Here is a 20,723-nt window from a genome sequence, read left to right as displayed (position 1 = left end):
AGTGTTCATGACCAAAGGAACCGTATTTACGCTAACGCTATTTTGTGGAGTTGTCAGTTTTCAGACTTACTCTCAAGCTAGTAACGATCAAACAGACAGCACTCAAACTGCTAGCCCTAATACAGATCGCCCTAACACAAGTAAAGCGTCAGAAATATTACATAAAAAAGAGCGACTCGAGCGTCGCGCTCTCGCAAATCCTTTTACGCTTCTACAACACCGCAGAAACTATATTTTACCTGTCACTTATGCCACAAACCCAAGTAGTACTGCAGTACAAGGACTTACGCCAGAAAATATTGATAACTTCGAGGCCAAGTTTCAGCTCAGTATAAAAATGCCGATCTTCAACCAAGAAAATGGCTCTGGGTTATATGCAGCTTTTACGGCTGTGTCTTTTTGGCAAGTGTATAACGCTGATGCCTCAAAGCCATTTAGAGAAACTGACTATGAACCTGAAGTTTTTTACAGTTTCAAAAATGAATATGAATTACTTGGAGTTCCATTTAATGAGCTAAGACTTGGATTTAATCATCAATCCAATGGTCAAGACTTGTTCAACTCGCGAAGCTGGAATCGGTTATATGTGCAGGCTCTAATCGATATTGATGATACCTATTACGCATTAAAGGTTTGGTGGCGTATTCCAGAAAACGAAAAAGACGATGAATTGGACCCCACCGGTGATGACAACCCTGACATTACCGACTATCTGGGAAATTTTGAGTTTGAGGTAGGCCATCAATATAAGCACTATCACTTTTTCGCTAAATGGCGGAACAATTTGGACTTTAGTGAAAATCGTGGCGCCATCGAGCTGAATTTTAATTACCAATTCACCGAAAAATACAAAGTTCTAATTCAGTATTTCAATGGCTATGGCGATTCGCTTATTGATTACAATCGCCATCAACAACGGCTTGGCATTGGTGTACAACTAAACTTTATTTAATCAAGGAGTCGACTATGTTAATGAGCTTGAAGCAATTAATTGGATACAAGGTGTTTGCGATTGACGGCCAATTTGGTCAAGTGAGTGACTGCTTAATATCCGAAAAAGATAAAGTAGTACGCTATCTCGTCATAGATCCACAAAAATGGAATCCCTTAAGTCAGAAAGTACTGGTTAGCTCCGTATCAATATTTTACGTCAATATTGATAGCAAAGAGCTGCATTTATCTATCACTCAAGAGCAGGTAAAGAGTAGCCCGGGAGTCGAAGAGTACGAGACTGTGTCTCGACATTTTGAAGCAGAATTGTACCGTCATTATGGCTATGGGTATTATTGGATGGGGACAGATTTATGGGGAGTCAGTTCCGATCCGACTTTATTAAAGTTACCCGAGCAGCAACCTGATTCTCTCGAAAGTACAGAGCAACAGATTGATTTACGTTCAACCAACGAAGTAACAGGCTATCGATGCGAATGCGCTGACGGGTCCGAGCACGGTTTTTATGACTTTGTCGTCAATACCAAAAACTGGTCACTGCCCTATTGCGTAGTTGATGTAGACTCTGCACTGTTGAACAACAACCTGGCGGTCGTTAAAAACACGGCGATAAAGGCCTTTAGTTGGCAAGAACAAAAAGTAGCTATCACTCTAAATAAACACCAACTGTCAGCTAACCCTCACTTTGATCCTAAGGCGATCAATAGTGATGAGTTTTTGGCTATGATGGAGGCGTCACCAGTAACCGCATAAGCGGTTACTGACTATATTTATCGAGCTTGTTATAAAGTGTTTTGACACTGATACCAAGCTTTTCAGCGGTTTCGGATTTATTTCCTTGGTTGTTTTCCAAGTTCTTCTCGATTGCAATCTGTTCGAGCGTTTCCAAAGGGACATCGAGTGGAATTCCTTCCACAATCTGGTCGTCGTCCTGGGTCACTTCATCAAAGATAATATGTTCTGGCAAAATCTCGGCTTCTGCCAAAATAAACGCTCGTTCAATAACGTGTTTTAATTCTCTGACGTTACCTGGCCAACTGTGGCCTTCTAATAATTCGAGAGTATCTTTACTTAAGTATTTGGCACTGTCGTTTTCCATATTGCGGTAGGCTAAAAAGTGCTGAGCTAGCCCCGCAATATCTTCACCTCTTTGGTTTAGGGGAGGTAACATCAAGGGAAATTGAGCGAGCCTAAAGTACAAGTCTTCTCTAATGTGGGAATCTATTGCTTCCTCAACAATACGATTGGTCGCAGCAACAACCCGTACATCACACGTTAGAATCTTGTCACTGCCCACGGCTTTATACTCACCCGTCTCTAAGACACGCAACAATTTTACCTGATGGTCTAAGGGCATCTCAGTGATTTCATCAAGAAATAACGTCCCACCATTGGCTTGCTCAAATACACCTTGGTGATCGCGGGTCGCTCCAGTAAACGCTCCCTTTGTGTGACCGAACAGCTCACTTTCGACTAGTTCAGGGCTCAAAGCCCCGCAGTTAACCGCTATAAATGGCATTTCTCTGCGTTCGCTTACTAAATGAATCGTGTTAGCCACCAACTCTTTACCTGTACCACTCTCGCCAATAATAAATATATTAGCGTCGGTATTGGCGACTTTGCGAATAGTCCGATATAACTGGCGCATTGGCTTAGATGACCCTAGTAGTAATCCGAACTGGTCGAGTGCTGTATTTCTTGAGGGTTTGGCACTTTGCTTCAGCTCTGCCAAATCTTTTACAACATCCGTAAGTGATTCAGCAATCGCTACAAAATCAAAGGCAGGCCGAAAGTGATAAACAACGCCATTTAACATTGCTTGGTCTAATAGAGGGCTAGGTTTGCCATCACTGAAGAATACAATTTCGATGTTTTTCAATCGGCTGGTTTCTTTTAACCTGGACAAATCAGCTTCGGAAAAGTTTTCAACTTCGATAAGAGCAATTTCGGCGTCACTGCTTTGTAGTTGTAATAAGCTGTCTGCGCCTTCGCTTGCGTACTCCAAGCTTACACCAGACTGTTTAAAAAAAGGTCCCAAGCCCGTGGCGAGAGCTTCGGTTTTGATATCGACGTACACTTTTACTCTAGCCATACTTCTCGTTCCTTAATGTTAGGCTCAGCTCAATAACTTTATGAGTACCTCGTAGAGCTTTTTCAAGTCTATTGGTTTGCCAATGTGGTCATCAAAACCGACCTCATGGTATTTTTTTATTTCAGTTTCCATTACATTTGCTGTTAGAGCAACTATAGGTAACTTGGGATATTTCGCCTTTATCTCTCGACACGCCCCAACCCCATCTAGGGTTGGCATTTGAATATCCATCAATACCAAATCTGGCGCTTTTTTTAGAACCATGTCGATTGCATCTTGACCATTTTCTACAACATCGTAAAAACAACCCGTTTTATCCAGTATGGCTTTAACGAGGATTTGGTTCACTTTATTATCTTCTGCTAGCAAAATATATTTTCCATCAAATACAGGAATATCAAATTTTGATTCGGCTTGTTCAGAAATAACTTTTGTTTGTTCTAGTTCCTTTGCCTCTATTTTTTCTAGAGGAATAAATACACTAAAGGTGGTTCCTATTCCCTCAGTACTTGTTACGTCAATTCTTCCTCCCATAAGCTTAATTAAAGTATAGGTAATCGACATGCCCAGGCCAGTCCCTCCAAACTCACGAGTGGTTGATTTGTCCGCCTGTTCAAAACGAGCAAACAAACGCTCAATTGCGTCGTCACTCATTCCTATTCCAGTGTCTATGACACTGAATCTCATTCCTATTTGACCGGTTTTGTCCTCTGAAGGCAGTACCTTTACCTCTACAAAACCCTGCTTAGTGAATTTAAACGCATTGGACAGTAAGTTTTCGAGAACTTGCTTGACCCTAACTGGATCTCCTCGCCAAGTATCGTGAGAAGCTGGGTCGACGTTAACCACAAGATCTACCCCTTTGGCCTTTGCCGTCATCTGATAATTTTGTACCGAGCTCGACAAAAGTTCGTGAAATGAAAAATTGATCTCTTCAAATGACAACATCCCAGCTTCTATTTTAGAAAAATCGAGAATGTCATTAAGAATTGTCATTAAGTTTTTACTCGATTTAAGCGCTTGATCGACGAATTCTGATGACTTTCGCTCAAGGGGCTCGAGTTGTAGTAATTGAAGTGTGCCAATAATGCCATTCATTGGTGTTCTAATCTCGTGACTCATATTAGCGAGAAACGTTGACTTTGCCTCATTCGCAACTTCCGCCTCTTGTTTGGCTATCACTAATTGCTCGTTTTTTTCTTCTAACTCTTCTACCGTATGCATTAAGTAGTCGTTAGCATTTTTTATTGCTTCCGTCTTTTTCGCTACCAAAACTTTCAATTTACGATTAAACAATATCTGATTGACCAAAACCGCAACGATGATTAAAAACATGGCAAAAGCGAAATAAACCAATCGATTTGAAAATTTATACTCGGGAACCAAGTAATCTTCCAACAAAAGGCCATCGTTCGTGCTGTCTGCATTCGCCATACCCAGGTCTTTATATGTCATGGCAATTCTGTCAAAACGCTCTTTCAATACGGTACCAACTTCAACATAATCCGCTTTAATCACTTGTGCAGTACTCTTGGCTTCTTGCTCTAGCTGTTTTCTACTTTTAGTCGGGTTGTATTTTGTAAGAATTACATCGATGGCACGATCCGGATCATTCAACGCATCACGCCAACCTGCTCTGACGGCTTCTACAAATCGATTTACCGTACCTGGGCTGGTTCTGGCAATTTTTTCTGTAGTAAATAACAAATCACCATAAAAATCGATGCCGTAGCTGGCTGGGTCTAAAATGTTAACTTCGTAACCTTTGTCGCGATAAGCATGCGGTTGATTTGTGATGTAAGCCGACATTACATCGGCTTCATTTTGAGTTAATACCCAATTATCAAAATTGTGTTTTATAAAGCTATAGTCAGCTGGGGAAATATCAAATAGTTGTAACATTGCCAAAATAGACGCATCGTCGACACTGCGCTGGAACATGATCCTTTGTCCCTTGAGGTCATAAGGGCTTGAAATCCCCTTTTCTCGTAAGCTCATTAATACTAGTGGGCTAGTTTGAAAAACCGTTGTAGCAATGACGACTGGCTTGCCCCGCAAGCGCTGTAAAACAATACTCGAATCAGCAACACCAAATTCAGCTCTCCCGGCTAAGACATCCTCGACTGGAGCTGTTAATGAATTCCGTTCGTTTATCGTCACATCAAAACCGGCTCGTTCAAAGTGACCATTCTCTTTTGCCATGTAATAACCAGCAAACTGGAACTGATGGCGCCACTTCAACTGCAAGGTTACTTCTTGGTTGGCAACGGCCGAATACGAAACAAGAGCAAACAAGATTTGAATGCACCCTATAAATACGCATTTAGCACGAAAAAATTTCAACACCAGTCTTATACCTTAGCTACTTTTTATACCGAATAAGCATAGCCTGCATTTTCGGTTTATTCACTTAAGAAGTTAATAATTGGTGTTTTTTTTATTTTTATGCAGAAGTAGGAGCGTGTGAAAAATCGGCTCGCAAATATTGTGAATAAGCGCCGCCGTAATATTTTTCGGTCTTTTTGACCTTATTAAGAATCAAGCCTCCGACTTTAATATTGGCTTGAGCAATCTCTTCAAGGGCATTGGCCAATTCGCCTTTACTGGTTTTTTCAACGTCGACCACTAAATAGATACTATCTACATGTTTTGATATGACAAAGGCATCACTTACTGACATCACTGGTGGACACTCGACAACCACTCGCTTGTAGTTGTTTTTAAGAGTTTCAATGATCTTCTTAAGTCTCGGCTGTGAAAGGAATAGCAGTGGGTTTTTGGACTGGTAACCCGCAGTTAACACGTGAAACTTATTTTCTTTGCTTTTATTGATGGTTTCACTCAACTTGTTTTGACGAGAAATCAAGTTGGTTAAGCCAGGGATGTTTTTATTAATTTCTAACGCATCGCCAATTGATGGAAAACGAAGGTCGGCATCAACTAGGATAGTTTTTTCTAACTCACCAAAGCTTCGGGCGATCTGAATCGATAAACTAGACTTACCGTCATTAGGACTAATCGAAGTAATCGCAATCACTTTTTGTCGACTTAATTTAGCGTCCAAAAGGATGTTAGTACGGGTAGAACGAATCGCCTCTAGGAAATTCATGTGTTTACTACTGTCGACGGAAGACAATGGGCGCTTGCGACCTTTACGGATCTTTATCTTGGGCACTACACCAATGATTTTGGTATTGTAACCCTTAGCTACTTTTCTAAATTGGATCACCTTACTCGCCAAAAGAGCTTCAATCAAAATGACAAGCGAAGCCAGTAAACCGCTGCCCATCATAGCTAGACCGTATATTAAGATTTCTTTTTTACTATTTGGAGACGAAGGAATCTCAGCCTTTTCAACGACTAGAATGTTCGATGCGTTAGCCAAATCTCGCATCATTTCTGACTCTTTCAGTCGCTTCATTAAGTTTTCGTAGAGCTCCAAATTGGCCTCAAATTCACGGCGCAGCTTTTGGTACTCAAACTCAATTACGCCTAGGTCCTGTAGCCGACGGTTGGCTTCGACCATACTCTTATCGATAGCCAATAAATTAGAGCGTTCAATCTGCATCTTTTTATCAACCAATTTGATGTGGTTGTCTAACTCTGCGGTGACTTCATTTTTCGCATCATCAAATAACAATTGAGCCTTTTGGTATGCTGGGTGTTTTGGGCCATAACGAAGTTTAACCTGGTTAAAGGCTTCGATACTGGCTTGTAGCTTATTTTTACTTCGATTCAGAGCTTGTGAGGCAGCAACATCTGGAATACTAAACAAATCTTCAGGTGAATATTTGTATTTAATAATTTGTTCTTTTAGCGCTTCTTGACGTTCTACAACCCGTGTTTTGTCATATTTTTCTTTGGTTAATTTGGCGAGTTTAGACTCTTCAACCGCGATGGCACTATTGATATCGATAAAGCCGTGTTCGTTTTGGTGAGCAGAAATTCGTTTTTCGGCAGCGAGTAGGTTTTCTTTAACACCAGAAAGCTTGGACTCTAACCAAAACGCTTTGTCCTGGTTTTTGTTTTCCATTAACTCTTCTTTGAAATGGATAAACGTTTTAGCAATCTCATTGGCAACCGTTGCCGAGTGCGCCGCTGAATGAGATTCATAGCTTACTTTGACTAAGTTAGTTCCGGCTTTTTTAGTAACTTTGATATTAGCGGTAAGCTTATCAATGGCAAAGGTGCGATTTTTTACCAATAACTGCTCGGAATGAACATAAGGCTCATAGCCCGACTGCATTTGATAATGAACGTTGTGAATCAAGTTTAAGCTATCGACAATTTGTCCGGCAAAACGACGGCTTTTTAACAGCTCTAATTCAGTCTCAGTGTTTTCCACTGAAGTTAAGCCACCACTCATCAAGTTTTGTAATGTATCTGAGCTGTTCTTGGATTCCTTGATCATGATCATTGTCGATGCAGTGTAACGATCAGGAACTTTCTGTAGGTAGTTGTACGTGATAGCAATAGAAAGTAAAACAAACAACGCAATAAACCACTTACGGCCCCAAATAATTGAGGCCATTTCGCCAATATCTATGGCGTCATCGTGGTGTAGGACGTGTCTATTATGATCTTCCATGCCTAGAAAAAACTCTTCTCTATTTTAATCACGTCACCTGGCATAACTATGGTTGATTTGTCCGCATTAAACGACACTTGCGGATAACCACGCCAGACGATCCAGTTCGATTTGGAGGCTCTATCCTTCAGCCCCCCTGATAAGGCAATTGCTTGCTCTAAAGTAAGCTCAGCCTGGTATTTATAACTTCCTGGGTTCTTAACTTCGCCATGAATAAAAAACGGGCGATATTGGCGAACCGTCAAAGTCACATATGGGTTAACCAAGTAACCATCTTTATACAGTGCTTCGACTTTTAACTTAGCTTCGTCGCTGTTAAGGCCCTCTAAGTTCACTTGACCTATAAGAGGTAAATTAATGTTACCGGCCTGACTTATTTTGGCTTTAACGTTTAGCTCAGGCTCTTGGAACACAAAGATTTCAATTTCGTCACCTGGACCTAATTGGTACTCAGAACTGGCCGCCATTGCGATTGAGGCTGTTAGCAAAAACAATAATGACAACAAAACATGAGTAACGCGTTTAATACCCATTAATAAAACTCCCAGCTAATACTCATACCAGCGTTAGTTCCAGCGTGGATAAAGCGTGTTTGCTCACCATCGAAGTCCTCGTATTTGACGTAAGAACTGAGTGTTAAATACTCATTTAGTCGCCAGCCCAAATTGGTTCTCAGTGCCAACATATCGGCGGTTGAGCCGTCACCAAACTCCAAGTTGGCAACTTGCATTTGTGCAGTTACCGACCAGTCTTCCAAAAAGCGCCAGTCAAAATCTACTTCTAAATCTGAAAGTTGCGCATCCAAGAACACAGGGTTGGGCGAACTGGTTAGTTGACGCTTGGTCGAAATCTGCAGACTGCTACTTTCTGACAGTGACAACACATTAATCAGCTGCCATGAAAATACATCAGAGCTGGCCTGCCTCTCAGTTTCACTTCGTTTAGATATTCCAACTAAAACCTCTAGGCTAGAGTTACCAAAATAATCGGTGGCAAATCCGACTAAAGCATCAGTAATATCAGGTTTTTTAGTCCCAGATTGGAAGCCTAGATCGTATTTGGAGTGACCGACGTTAATAACTAAGTTTGTATCTTCAGAAATACGGTTAGTAAATCGTGCTCCTAAGTCATTACTTTGTTCTGATTTAAATAATCGACTGCTAACGGCTGACGTTTTTTCATCATTGCGGTGGCGGAAGGTTAAATTAAGGCTTCGAAGTTGTGTTGCTGACCCTAACTGCCATGAGGCAACTACAGTTCGTTGCTCTGAGTTAACCAAAGGTGAATCTGAAGATTGATATCTCGCTTCGTCGACACTTAATATTTGATAGCGGTCGGAGAAACTCGCTGCAACATCAACGCTAGAAATAGGCGACAAAAACAAACGGCTACCGAGTCCCGCATCATATGAAAACTCAGACTGTTGTTCCCCTTCTAAACCGGCAAACCTTTCTAAACTTGCAGCTAAATTACCGCTGATGCCAAAGCCATCATACAGCTGAACCGTATGAATTCGACTTCGCAAGGCTGTTTGATTAATTCTAGATTGATAAAATTTAGTGGAATTTTGAGCGAGCGAAGCCTCAACAGAAAAATCCTGTTGTTGCCAATCATTAGCAAGACTCATCCCGCTGAACAGAAATAAAGAAAATACTACTAAGGAGCGCACGACTTATATTTTTTATTAATTATTATTTTAAAAACGTCCTTGTCTGATCAGATAATCAGATAAGCCTTAAATTTAACTAAATTTGTAACATTTTGATACAGTAAACCGCATTTATTTCAAATTATTTATCGGCCAACTTTAAAAAACTTGAACACTTCACTTCCTTGTTCATTCAAATTGAAACAAATCTTCCGCAAAGCGGGAGTTTATTGATACAATTTTAGTCAGTAACGCAGTATAAAGACCAACCGGAGTGTTTTGCAACAAATGGATAACATTACTTCTCAAGCAACACATTCAATCAAACCTTTAGAGCCAGGTACTCTGCTAAATGGCATTTATTTGATTGACAGTTTGCAAGGCCAAGGACGCTATGGATTAGTGTATTTAGCTTTTGATCAACAAACCGGTAAAAACGTAGCGCTAAAAGAAGTCTGTGCCCAAAGTTCAAATCACCAAAGCAAGTTTCAACAGTTAGAAGCAGCGTTGGAGAAAGTGCAGCGACTAGAGCACCCTAATATCACCAAAACACTGGACTTTTTCTATGATGATGGACGATTTTTTATCGTTATGGAATGGTTTGATGGGGATAGCCTGAACAACGCGATTACATATCAAAAGCTTTCAATTGCAAAGCGATACTACATTGCCCAACAGTTGATTAGCGCTATTCAGCACGCGACCAAACAAGGGTTTATCCACGGTGCGTTATCGCTAGACAATATTATGATCAATAAATCGGGCAAAACTGTCATAGTTGACTACGGTCTTCAGCTACTGACTCCTGATATCGATGGTAATGCCGATGTGCGTCAACTCATGCCGATGCCGCCAGAAGACATAAAATCTAAAGCACTACCAACTAGTGATTGGTATGCCTTTGGTACAGTTTTGTTTGAACTCATGAACAAAACGGCGCCGTTCTCTAACAAATCGGTTAATTTACATTACCAGAGCAAGCTGAGTTTAGCGCCCATCCATAAGTACAATCAGTTCGCTAATCTCAACCCTTTATTAGAAGGGTTATTGACGCCCAATGCCAAAAAACGACTAACCGATGCACCGCTCATTCAACAACAATTTGACCGGGCTTTAACGACAAAAAGCAGCCGAACAGGCATTCAGACTGCTGCGTTAATTACAGTCAGCCTGTGCCTCGGAATACTGATTTTATCTATTGTTAAATAAAAATAGACGCGACTACAAAATAGCCGCGGCCAATACGCCAAATCCAATAAGTGGAATATTAAAGTGCAAGAACGTTGGTACTACCGTATCCCAAATGTGATCGTGTTGACCGTCAACGTTTAGACCTGAGGTTGGCCCTAATGTGGAGTCTGATGCAGGTGAGCCAGCGTCACCAAGGGCTGCGGCTGTTCCGACAATAGCTGCAGTGGCAAGAGGCGAAAAGCCAAAGCCTATTGCCAAAGGTATATAAATCGATGCAATATTCGGTATAGTCGAAAACGAAGAGCCTATTCCCATTGTGATCAATAGACCCGTCAACAACATCAAAGTCGCCGCCAATAACTTATTATCACCTATTAGGCTCACCGTAGAGTTGACTAAGTTGTCTATCGCGTTGGTCGCCTTTAAAACCTCGGCAAAACCGGCGGCCGAAATCATAATAAAACCAAAGACCCCCATGATCATGACACCTTTAGAAAAAACATCTTGGCTCTCATCAACTCTAAGCACGCCACCGATAACGAATACTATCAATCCCATCAAAGAACCGATAATGACTGAATCTGTATACAACTGACTGGTTAATGCTACAACGACCGCAATCAGTGCAGTTACTAGATGCTTATTATTAATGGTGATGGATTCGGGCTCAGCTTGGAGAATTTTTTCAATCGAATATTGGCGTGGTTTACGGTACGAGAAAAATAAAGCAAACAACAAGCCCAAAAACATGCCAAACACAGGTATTGCCATAACAAGAGGTAATTCGCCGACCTGAACATTTAAGCCATTATCAATTAAATTTTGGTGTAAAATAGTATTTAAAAAAATCTTACCAAAACCCACAGGTAACAACATATAAGTCGCCGTCAATCCAAACGTAATTAAACAAGCCACGGCGCGTCGGTCCAATTGCAAAGATGCCATTACGTGTAACAAAGGCGGGATTAGAATTGGGATAAAGGCGATATGAACCGGCACTAAGTTTTGTGAAGCGATTGCGGCAAACAAAATACAGCTGAGTAATACGCTTTTTAGCCACAACTCACTTCGACTACCGAGTTGACTAGAATTATCAGTTGCACGGCTCGAGTTAATTTTACTTATCACTTTATTAGCTAATACATCCGTTATTCCAGACTTTGAAATAGTAACGGCAAACGCGCCTAACATCGCATAATTAAGTGCAATCGCCGCACCTCCCCCTAATCCGCCCGTGAAAACTTGAACCGTTTCGGTCAACCCAAGTCCTCCGACCAATCCACCAGCCACGGAGCTAATTATAAGAGCTATAACGATATTTACCCTTATTAGGCTAAGTGCGACCATCAAAAAAACTGCAAAAACTACCGCGTTCATAAAAATCCATTCATTTTATTTAAAACTTATTTTCGGATTATCTCGTACTTCTCCTAGGTTAAACCAGTTTTTTTAAACTACGCTTTAAAACCTTGGTTTAACAAAACCCGACAAACTAGAAATATTTCCTAACTTGGAAAGGTTTGTCGATTACATTTTAAGATACGTGTTTGCCGATAATTAAGCTGTATATCTGCCATCAAACGTAAGGAACACATTATGTTTAAAAAGATAGCACTAGTTGTGTGTGCCGTTGCATTAACGGCCTGTGGAGGCGAAGATGACATCGAGGAAGTCGTACAAGAACAACCCCCATTCTCTGCCACTGCCAGTTTTTCTGTCGAACTAAATGGTATGCAACATGTACCCATGACTGAATCTGACCAATCCGCTGTAGCAACCATCGAAATTGACGAATCCACCCTTCAAGTCCGAGCATCGGTTGATGTGTCTGAAGTAGATGGGTTTGTAGGTGCTCACCTACACCAAGGTGGAATTGGTAAAAATGGCCCACTGGCTTTTGCATTTGCGAATGCCAGTAGCGGTACTTATGAAATCGCCCCGAAATCCGTAACGCAATCACAAATTGATAGTATGAAGGCCGGCCAGTGGTACGTTGATATACATACCGAAGACTTCATCTCTGGCGAAATTAGAGGGCAAGTCGTCGACGACGATACCAGCATCATTACGTTTAAACTAAACGGAAACCAAGAAGTCCCCATGGTCGACACTGACGGGATGGGTTATGGTTACGCAACATATAACAGCGCATCGAGCGAACTCGTTGTAAGAGTCGTCCCTGAAGGGCTTGACGATGTGGAGGCGGCGCACATTCACGCAGGGAGATTCGGTACTAACGGCGATGTATTCGTTGGACTTGTGCTCGACACCGCCGATATGACAACTTGGGAAACCCCAGCAGAAACAACGATAGATGCTGATACTCTCGCAACACTCTTATCTGGAGGGCATTACGTCAATGTTCACACTGCATCGGTTGCGAGTGGCGAAATCAGAGGTCAAATCCTAACCGACAACTTCGCTATGGCGACGTTTAAACTCGCTGGTCACCAAGAAGTTCCAATGGTCGATACATCAGCAATGGGTGATGGTTATGCATTGGTTAATACAGACAACTTCAACTTAGAGTTACAAGTTGTCACGTCAGGTGTAGAAGATGCATCGGCGGCTCACATTCACACAGGCGAAATTGGTACAAACGGGCCCGTTTTGGTTGCATTAGAGCAGTCAATGACCGACGACAATGTTTGGTCTAGCCCAGCAAACACTGTAATCAACGCTGAGATCTTCGAGGTTCTGGCAAACGGCGGACATTATGTAAATGTACATACCCCAGACCAACCTTCAGGTGAGCTACGCGGGCAGATTTTAACCGACAATTTTGTATTCACCTCATTCAAGCTTTCAGGCGAGCAGGAAGTACCTGCGGTTACTACCGATGCTTCAGGTCAAGCGTGGGCTTTGGTCAATACCGACAACTACGCAGTAGACATTAAAGTGCTTACTGAAGGTGTCCCTGATGCAACTGCTGCACATATTCATACTGGACGCATTGGTTTTAATGGCGGTGTACTGGCAGCGTTAGAGCAATCAGAATCAGACGAAAATATGTGGATGACTGCGAGTGATCTGATGATAGATGCAGAAACCTTTGCGGTATTGGCGTCTGGTGGTCACTACATTAACGTTCATACTCCCGCTAACGAAGGCGGCGAATTACGCGGTCAAATTCTCACATTAGGCAATGCACTCGTAACCTTTGGCTTAGATGGTGAGCAGGAAGTACCAGCTGTAATGACCGAGGCCATGGGATACGGCTATGCAGTAGTAAATACCGAAACCTATGCGGTTGAAATGGCGGTGGTCACTTCAGGTGTTGACGATGCTACCGCGGCTCATATCCATACTGGGCGCATTGGTGAAAACGGCGATGTTCTAGCGGCGCTAGTTCAAAACAGTGAAGATGTAGCAGTATGGCAAAGCCCTAGTGACTTAATGATCGACGCTGAAACCTTTGCGGTACTTGCATCGGGTGGTCACTATGTAAATGTTCATACACCAGCGGTAGAATCGGGTGAAATTCGCGGTCAGATCCTAACCGATAACTTCGTCCTTGTTACATTTGGTCTTGATGGCAGTCAGGAAGTACCAGCCGTCACCACAGATGCAATGGGTGATGGATATGCGTTGGTCAACACTAACGACTACTCTGTTGAGATCACGGTGAGAACAATGGGTGTCGACGATGCAACGGCTGCACACATTCACACTGGTGATCGAGGAACTAACGGCCCTGTACTCGCGGGATTAATTCAATCCGAAACAGACGTTACAATTTGGAAAGGTGCGGATGACTTAATGATCAATGCCGATATATTTTCGGTACTAGCAGGTGGTGGACATTATGTTAACGTCCATACTCCAGCCTTCCCAACAGGTGAAATTAGAGGCCAAATCGAATAACCAACTCGATTATCTCTCTTTTTCCAACCAAAAAGCCCGTTTATTAACGGGCTTTATTTTTTAACTCGCTTAATATGTCGCGAGCAAATTGTAGCCTTAAGAGTTACAAGCTTCCCAAGTTTCACCGTCCGAGCTGCACTCTTCAGTGCGAGTTCCATCATCGTTAATTGTGGTTCTCATCCAAGTGCCATCGCTGTATTTATCAATAGTGACATTACTATTGACCTGGCGCTTGTGCCAATAATCGGTGTCTGCCACGACCTCATCTTCAAATGCAAAGTTGTAACCTTGTAAATGCTCGATTAGCGCCGCTTTGTTTAGGGTATCGAGATTATCCAACAAAGCCGCCCACTCAGGTAGTAAATCAAACTCTGCATTACCCTCTCTGAAGTACAAGTTTGCAGATTCGTATTGAGACGACGAAATATTGTTGTAATAGCTATACCCAATTTCATAAGGCACACCTAAGTCGTCGAATTGGCAACTTTCCAAGTCTTCACCACCAGGTATTGCATAGGTATTTTGCAAACCATAAGTGATATTACCCGCTACAAATTCCACACCTTCAATAGCAGCGCAACGGTAACTGCCATCACTGTTCATGTAAATGTCGTTACGCACTTTTAAAATGTCGCCTGTTGCGCCATTTGGCCATGGAGCATCAATACGAGTAATGGACGATATTAATAAGTCCATTTCTTGTAAATTAGACTCTTCACTCAGTTTAACTACGTTGCTAAAGTATGCGTTTTCAAAAAAGACCACTTCATCTCTGTACCAAGCCTTTTCAAATCCAAACTCCTGGTCTTTTTCAACATCTTGATAAACCGTAACTCTAATTTCTGCACCAGGAAACTCGTCGTGCAGCTCAATTTTATATTTATAAGACGCTTTTAAGCCGGTTACGATCGATTGTGCAGTTTGGTAAGCGACTGTGTCACCTTCTGCGACAAAGTCCTGATAAATCTGCTCGGTAGACAGGTTATAAAATGAAACCACCTGATTCAATACATCGGTTATTTCATTTTTTATTTCATTACGCAGTTGCTGATTGTCTCTCAACGTGGCGCAGCTTAATACTTCATCTTGATATTCAGGTTTGGTGTCTAAGCGCTGCTCAATCAATTCCCAAATAACACTGGTTAACGGTGATACATTAAAGATGTCATCATCTGTTAACGCTTCTAGCTTTGGCGGAAAAGACATCTGATAGGCTTCAGTCACTTCTCCTAAGTCTTCATCCATTGCACCAACTGGAACGTCAACATATAACGTCGAGTATGGGATACAGGCATAATATTCTTCTGTTAATTCGAGTGAATAATCACCCGCTGAGCCAGAAACAGCCGACGGCTCACTATCTTGGTCATGAACGCCATTACCATTGATATCTAGCCATATCGTCGCACCCGATACATAACCATCTATGACCTTACCGGCAACAGAGTAGGATGCGGTGTTACCTCCACCTCCATTGTTGCCGCCTGACTGCTGGTTATCATCTTGTTTTTCTTCAAACTGAGTACCTATTTGTGGATCACTTTTGCTACAACCTGTTAAAAGTAAACTGCCCAAAACAAGTATTGCTACCGATTTTATAGAATGATGCATATTGCACTCCTTTAGCACTGTGGGTCATCAACACTCCTTTGTTGAATTAAAGAGTGAGTAACAAACAGACAGTAAATAAAATAATTAAGTTTTGCGTGAACATACTTTTGTTTGAACATAGTTTTGCAAACTATTTAGGTAAAGCAATAGCAAGTAACAATTGATAACAACTGACAAAATTTAGTTACAAATCAATTAATACCAATTTAAAGTTCGGCTTTCGTTACTGCTTTTCTCGGCCAATTGAATAAGTCTGATGACATCGACAATTTCACTGGGGTCGACAGGTAAAGGGGCGTCGGAGAAGATAGCGGTAGCCAACTTGAGGTAGAAGTTAAAATATTGACCGCGCTCGATTTCAATCTCTTTACTTTCATGTTCAGTGAACAAATTAGCTCGCTGTGCTCGCTGATTTAGTCCGAAGGTTGAATCGGTTGGTAAGAGCGCGTCTTTTAGTTGCTGCTCTTGAGGGTCAAGGCCAGTTACTGTGATTGCACCTTTTGTACCTTGAACTTCAAAGCGTCGATTTGGATGTGGGCAATAAGGCGATGAATTTAAAATAACTTGTTTATCTTGATAATGAAGCTGTACGTGAAAGTAATCACACACTTCCGAATTTTCACGAACCACCAGACATTTAGCCGTTACTGACTCTGGTAGTCCAAATAACTGTAATGCCTGATCAACGAGATGTGGGCCAAGATCAAACCAAATCCCTGCACCATCTCCTGGCTGTTCTCGCCATCGTTGGCGCACATTAGGTCTAAATCGATCGAAGTGAGACTCAAACAATTTAACTTCACCCAACTCATTGCTTGCTATCAACTTTTTAATAGTTAAAAAATCCCCATCCCAACGGCGATTGTGAAATACCGTTAACTTTCTTTTTTGTTGATCGGCAAGTTCAATAAGGGCTTGAGCATCCTCAACTTGAGTTGTCATTGGCTTTTCGATAACGACGTGTTTGTTGCACTCTAAAGCGGCCTTTGCAATGGAAAAGTGCAAATGGTTAGGTGCAGTGATGATAACGAGCTCAACTTGTGGATCTGCCAATAATAATTTGTAATCACCATACACTCGAGCATTAGGCAACTCTGCATTCACTAATTCTGGATTGCGACTACTCACAGCAACCACATCAAAATCGTTACTTACTTTTAGAAAAGGTAAGTGAAAGGTTTGTGCCGCAAAACCAAACCCAACTAATCCAACTTTTATCAAACCAAAACCTCGAATAATCTACTAATAAATGATCGGCATTGGACAGCCTAAACTGTCTGCTAACGCGCGCAGCGTTTCTTGCTCTTCAATACTTAACACTTTGTCTTGAGTAACCATGAACACGATGGCCTTTAATACCTTTTCTTTTAGCTTTGGCGATAATACATAAAGCTTGTCCACCGCTTCACAAAATGCTCCATGGCTAAGCAAATCAGTGTTTAAAATCTCTATATCATCAACACCAATTACCGACTTGGTGCGGTTAAGTACTAACAATTGTTGATTTGGCTCGACAAAATGCTGAAATAAAACGGATAAAATGATTTCTAGTTGTTCTTTTACCGCGTTCATTGAATGGTATTTGATGACCTCGTAATCTGCTCCGTAAAACTGTACCTTTAGATAGTGTCCGACAATTCGCTCAACAGACCATTCAAACAAGTCTCGTTTGCCGTCTGCATCAATCAACCACTCAAGGTTATCCATCAACCTTAGGTAATCAATTTTGAGCATACTTCTGAGCTGAGGGAGCGCTATTTCAATGAGAGGTAAACGCAACGCAGGTGATAGCTGTCGAATATCGTCATACATCAACTCCAAACATTCAAAAGAGTCTTGTGAGATATTTTTTTCTAAATAGCTCCACTGTTTAAAATATGTGTCATTGGTAACAACAGGATCAATTAACAATCCGTAAATAAAGGCTCTGGCCCCATCTAATGTGTAAATATGTTGCTTTATTGAGCTTGGTATCGATGAAACACATGCTTGAGCTCGCTCAATATGTGTCCCGGTAAGTTGTCCCACTGTTGACGCTAAATCATCAATTGGAGATGTCACTGCCGCCCCTTCTGATGCTGTGACAGTCGACTCCGAAAAGCCAGCTACACCAGCAATTTCGGACTTCAGGCCCTGACCCCGTTTGACCTTAGGAAACTTGCCCAACCAACCCGGTTGTAGCACCTTTATGCGTTTATCTAGCGGTGGATGAGTCGCAAACACTGACTGTAGTTTTGACTGGATGCCATTAGCAAAAAACATATGGCTCGCTGAAGGCGCTTCACTCGCACTCATATAGGAACCATCTGTATATCCGCCTATCTTTTTAAGTGCGTTGGCGATACCCGTGTTATTTCTCGTGTACTGCACGGCAGACGCATCAGCCAAATACTCACGTTTTCGGCTTACCGATGCTTTGATCATATTGCCAAAAAACGTACCGCTATAACCGATAGCCATTAGTCCTAAGCCTAATAATGCTAATTGGTTACCGTCTTTAGAGCGCGAACTACCGCGTGTTGCATCCAGCAAATGATAGCCAATCAAGCCTATCAACAAAATACCGTGCAATACTCCCATCAAGCGGATATTAAGTCTCATATCGCCATGGACAATATGACTGAACTCGTGTGCAATTACCCCTTGTAACTCTTCACGATTAAAACATTCTATCGCCCCCTGAGTGATACCAATTACGGCATCATCTACTGTAAACCCAGCGGCAAAAGCGTTGATGCCATTTTCATCTTTCAATACATAAACAGGCGGGACAGGTGTACCAGATGCAATAGCCATTTCCTCAACAACATTGAGCAGTACTCGATATTCGTGAACCTTTGTCGAATGGGTGATAAGAGTGCCACCAAGCGATTGTGCGACCACCTTGCCACCAGTGCCCAACTCGTTGACCTTGTATACACTACCAATCAAAACCACGGTAGCGACCAGCACACCAACAAAACCAAATACCTGCCAATCAAATTGGGATTTTATGTGAGCAAGTGTGAGAGGCTCGTCACCTAATGTTAAAAACCCAAACACGCCCATGATCAAAAGGTTGGTCATCACGACAAGCGCAACGACTGCCACCAAAAACATTACCACCAGTCTGTACGTCTGGGCTCTCCGCTCAGCCTGGGACTCAAAAAAGTTCATGATTAAAACGAAACTTTAGGTGCCGCTTGAATTGCCGCGCTATCTTCAAATTCTAATAATGACGCATCAGCAGCATGGCCAAAAATACCAGCCAAGATGTTTTGAGGAAAACTCTGCTTGTAAGTGTTGTAAGCCAAAACTTGATCATTGTATGCCTGACGAGCAAATCCAACGCGGTTTTCTGTCGAGCTTAGCTCTTCAGTTAACTGCATCATGTTTTGATTTGCTTTTAAATCTGGGTAATCTTCCATCACCACATTTAAACGACCTAACGCACCACTTAATGCTGACTCAGCACCACCTAGCTCCTTCATCGCTGACGCATTCGTTGCTTCGGACGCTGCTTTACTTAGCCCTGATGCCGCACTATTACGAGCAGCAATGACATTTTCTAGAGTTTCTTTTTCGTGGGCCATGTAACCTTTGGCGGTTTCGACAAGATTAGGGATGAGGTCGTGACGGCGTTTGAGTTGCACCTCTATTTGAGCAAAGCCATTCTTAAACTGATTTTTTAACGCCACTAACTTGTTAAAAACAGAAATCAGGTACAAAACGACAACAACCAACAAACCAAGTGCAATAATGTTTGAAATATCCATGAGTAAAGTCCTTTCTAGGTAGGTAGACGGCAAAAAACCTTTCCCCAATTGGGGCCAGTCCAATTCTCGGTACTAATGACACTGATGTAACTGACTCAGCTTCCTGCTCATTTTTATAGTTTTTGTTTGCACAACAAACTATCACTTTGGCAGATTTTCGGCAATTTAATAAATGGATAAACAGATTGAATTATTTGGTGCCTCGAGGCGGACAAAATTGTCTGGAACAATTTTGAATAGCTTTAGCTAGCCCGAAGGGTAAAAACCATGAATGGTTTTTATAATCTAAGTTCGATGCGTCAAGAGGTACTATTGAGTGAAACGAAATGGTGCCTCGAGGCGGACAAAATTGTCTGGAACAATTTTGAATAGCTTTAGCTAGCCCGAAGGGTAAAAACCATGGATGGTTTTTATAATCTAAGTTCGATGCGTCAAGAGGTACTATTGAGTGAAACGAAATGGTGCCTCGAGGCGGACAAAATTGTCTGGAACAATTTTGAATAGCTTTAGCTAGCCCGAAGGGTAAAAACCATGGATGGTTTTTATAATCTAAGTTCGATGCGTCAAGAGGTACTATTGAGTGAAACGAAATGGTGCCTCGAGGCGGAATCGAACCACCGACACGGGGATTTTCAATCCCCTGCTCTACCGACTGAGCTATCGAGGCACATTAGATATGTGCTTGTACGAGATGTACGAAAAGAAGAAATGGTGCCGACTGCCGGAATCGAACTGGCGACCTACTGATTACAAGTCAGTTGCTCTACCAACTGAGCTAAGTCGGCGACACCAACCCTTACGGGATTTTCTTCAAATTACACCATTCAGATGAATGGTGCCTCGAGGCGGAATCGAACCACCGACACGGGGATTTTCAATCCCCTGCTCTACCGACTGAGCTATCGAGGCACTAAGTGCAATCTTGCGCTAAGCATTACTGCTTCGTGCGGCGTGTATTAAACGGATTTTGGGTATTTAAGTCAACTAGTTTTTTAAATACTTTGTTCGACTGAGCGATATTTA

General features: G+C 42.0%; 14 protein-coding genes and 3 tRNA genes. 4 read left to right on the top strand and 13 right to left on the bottom strand.

Going from position 1 to position 20,723, the window contains the following annotated elements; translation table 11 throughout:
- The first annotated feature begins 7 nt into the window (after positions 1–7).
- Positions 8–952, top strand: a complete 945-nt coding sequence (locus J1N51_RS12590) for a phospholipase A (protein ID WP_208831605.1) — start codon at positions 8–10, stop codon at positions 950–952.
- Positions 953–972: 20 nt separating this feature from the next.
- The gene (locus J1N51_RS12585; RefSeq protein ID WP_208831604.1) at positions 973–1,704 is read left to right on the top strand and encodes a PRC-barrel domain-containing protein; all 732 of its coding nucleotides are present in this window, start codon (positions 973–975) and stop codon (positions 1,702–1,704) included.
- 4 nt (positions 1,705–1,708) lie between these two features.
- Here the strand turns inward: J1N51_RS12585 and J1N51_RS12580 are convergent, their stop codons facing one another.
- From J1N51_RS12580 to J1N51_RS12560, 5 genes are all read right to left on the bottom strand, one after another.
- A complete protein-coding gene (locus J1N51_RS12580) occupies positions 1,709–3,043 on the bottom strand; it encodes a sigma-54 interaction domain-containing protein (RefSeq protein ID WP_208831603.1) in 1,335 nt (444 codons plus the stop codon).
- Between the two features lie 24 nt (positions 3,044–3,067).
- A complete protein-coding gene (locus J1N51_RS12575) occupies positions 3,068–5,389 on the bottom strand; it encodes an ABC transporter substrate-binding protein (RefSeq protein WP_208831602.1) in 2,322 nt (773 codons plus the stop codon).
- A gap of 97 nt (positions 5,390–5,486) precedes the next feature.
- Positions 5,487–7,631, bottom strand: coding sequence for a GumC family protein (locus J1N51_RS12570; RefSeq protein ID WP_208831601.1), 2,145 nt, complete (start codon positions 7,629–7,631; stop codon positions 5,487–5,489).
- A 2-nt stretch (positions 7,632–7,633) separates the two neighbouring features.
- On the bottom strand, positions 7,634–8,164 hold the full coding sequence (locus J1N51_RS12565; protein WP_208831600.1) for a polysaccharide biosynthesis/export family protein: 531 nt from the start codon (positions 8,162–8,164) through the stop codon (positions 7,634–7,636).
- A complete protein-coding gene (locus J1N51_RS12560; RefSeq protein ID WP_208831599.1) occupies positions 8,164–9,258 on the bottom strand; it encodes a hypothetical protein in 1,095 nt (364 codons plus the stop codon). Before J1N51_RS12560 ends, J1N51_RS12565 begins: the two co-directional genes overlap by 1 nt.
- 309 nt (positions 9,259–9,567) lie before the next feature.
- Here J1N51_RS12560 and J1N51_RS12555 point away from each other — a divergent pair, with 309 nt between their 5' ends.
- Positions 9,568–10,488, top strand: coding sequence for a serine/threonine protein kinase (locus J1N51_RS12555; protein WP_208831598.1), 921 nt, complete (start codon positions 9,568–9,570; stop codon positions 10,486–10,488).
- A 12-nt stretch (positions 10,489–10,500) separates the two neighbouring features.
- On the opposite strand, the gene J1N51_RS12550 is transcribed toward J1N51_RS12555, so the two are convergent.
- Positions 10,501–11,847 carry a Na+/H+ antiporter family protein gene (locus J1N51_RS12550; protein ID WP_208831597.1) on the bottom strand — a complete coding sequence of 449 codons (1,347 nt, stop codon included), beginning with the start codon at positions 11,845–11,847 and terminating at the stop codon, positions 10,501–10,503.
- Between the two features lie 219 nt (positions 11,848–12,066).
- Here J1N51_RS12550 and J1N51_RS12545 point away from each other — a divergent pair, with 219 nt between their 5' ends.
- Positions 12,067–14,334, top strand: coding sequence for a CHRD domain-containing protein (locus J1N51_RS12545; protein ID WP_208831596.1), 2,268 nt, complete (start codon positions 12,067–12,069; stop codon positions 14,332–14,334).
- 96 nt (positions 14,335–14,430) lie between these two features.
- Here the strand turns inward: J1N51_RS12545 and J1N51_RS12540 are convergent, their stop codons facing one another.
- The 7 genes from J1N51_RS12540 to J1N51_RS12510 form a co-directional block, all read right to left on the bottom strand.
- A complete protein-coding gene (locus tag J1N51_RS12540; RefSeq protein ID WP_208831595.1) occupies positions 14,431–15,945 on the bottom strand; it encodes a hypothetical protein in 1,515 nt (504 codons plus the stop codon).
- 195 nt (positions 15,946–16,140) lie between these two features.
- Entirely contained in the window at positions 16,141–17,166 is a 1,026-nt protein-coding gene (locus J1N51_RS12535; RefSeq protein WP_208831594.1) for an oxidoreductase, read from the bottom strand.
- A gap of 21 nt (positions 17,167–17,187) precedes the next feature.
- Positions 17,188–19,044 carry a M48 family metallopeptidase gene (locus J1N51_RS12530; RefSeq protein ID WP_208831593.1) on the bottom strand — a complete coding sequence of 619 codons (1,857 nt, stop codon included), beginning with the start codon at positions 19,042–19,044 and terminating at the stop codon, positions 17,188–17,190.
- A 59-nt stretch (positions 19,045–19,103) separates the two neighbouring features.
- A complete protein-coding gene (locus J1N51_RS12525) occupies positions 19,104–19,700 on the bottom strand; it encodes a LemA family protein (protein ID WP_208831592.1) in 597 nt (198 codons plus the stop codon).
- Between the two features lie 591 nt (positions 19,701–20,291).
- Positions 20,292–20,367: transfer RNA gene (locus J1N51_RS12520), tRNA-Phe, on the bottom strand.
- A gap of 42 nt (positions 20,368–20,409) precedes the next feature.
- Positions 20,410–20,485, bottom strand: a tRNA-Thr gene (locus tag J1N51_RS12515).
- 48 nt (positions 20,486–20,533) lie between these two features.
- Positions 20,534–20,609 (bottom strand) — tRNA-Phe (locus J1N51_RS12510).
- Positions 20,610–20,723 lie beyond the last annotated feature (114 nt).

This window comes from Psychrosphaera ytuae, from assembly GCF_017638545.1.
GTDB classification, from domain to species: Bacteria; Pseudomonadota; Gammaproteobacteria; order Enterobacterales; family Alteromonadaceae; genus Psychrosphaera; species Psychrosphaera ytuae.
The sequence above is the reverse complement of the archived record's forward strand: the minus strand, read 5'-3'. Positions and strand labels throughout refer to the sequence as shown.

Bases quoted from the DNA above. Each gene is read 5' to 3' on its own strand.
- J1N51_RS12590 (WP_208831605.1), top strand. From the start codon at position 8: ATGACCAAAGGAACCGTATTTACGCTAACGCTATTTTGTGGAGTTGTC.
- J1N51_RS12585 (WP_208831604.1), top strand. From the start codon at position 973: ATGAGCTTGAAGCAATTAATTGGATACAAGGTGTTTGCGATTGACGGC.
- J1N51_RS12580 (WP_208831603.1), bottom strand. From the start codon at position 3,043: ATGGCTAGAGTAAAAGTGTACGTCGATATCAAAACCGAAGCTCTCGCC.
- J1N51_RS12570 (WP_208831601.1), bottom strand. From the start codon at position 7,631: ATGGAAGATCATAATAGACACGTCCTACACCACGATGACGCCATAGAT.
- J1N51_RS12565 (WP_208831600.1), bottom strand. From the start codon at position 8,164: ATGGGTATTAAACGCGTTACTCATGTTTTGTTGTCATTATTGTTTTTG.
- J1N51_RS12560 (WP_208831599.1), bottom strand. From the start codon at position 9,258: ATGAGTCTTGCTAATGATTGGCAACAACAGGATTTTTCTGTTGAGGCT.
- J1N51_RS12555 (WP_208831598.1), top strand. From the start codon at position 9,568: ATGGATAACATTACTTCTCAAGCAACACATTCAATCAAACCTTTAGAG.
- J1N51_RS12550 (WP_208831597.1), bottom strand. From the start codon at position 11,847: ATGAACGCGGTAGTTTTTGCAGTTTTTTTGATGGTCGCACTTAGCCTA.
- J1N51_RS12545 (WP_208831596.1), top strand. From the start codon at position 12,067: ATGTTTAAAAAGATAGCACTAGTTGTGTGTGCCGTTGCATTAACGGCC.
- J1N51_RS12540 (WP_208831595.1), bottom strand. From the start codon at position 15,945: ATGCATCATTCTATAAAATCGGTAGCAATACTTGTTTTGGGCAGTTTA.
- J1N51_RS12530 (WP_208831593.1), bottom strand. From the start codon at position 19,044: ATGTTTTTGGTGGCAGTCGTTGCGCTTGTCGTGATGACCAACCTTTTG.
- J1N51_RS12525 (WP_208831592.1), bottom strand. From the start codon at position 19,700: ATGGATATTTCAAACATTATTGCACTTGGTTTGTTGGTTGTTGTCGTT.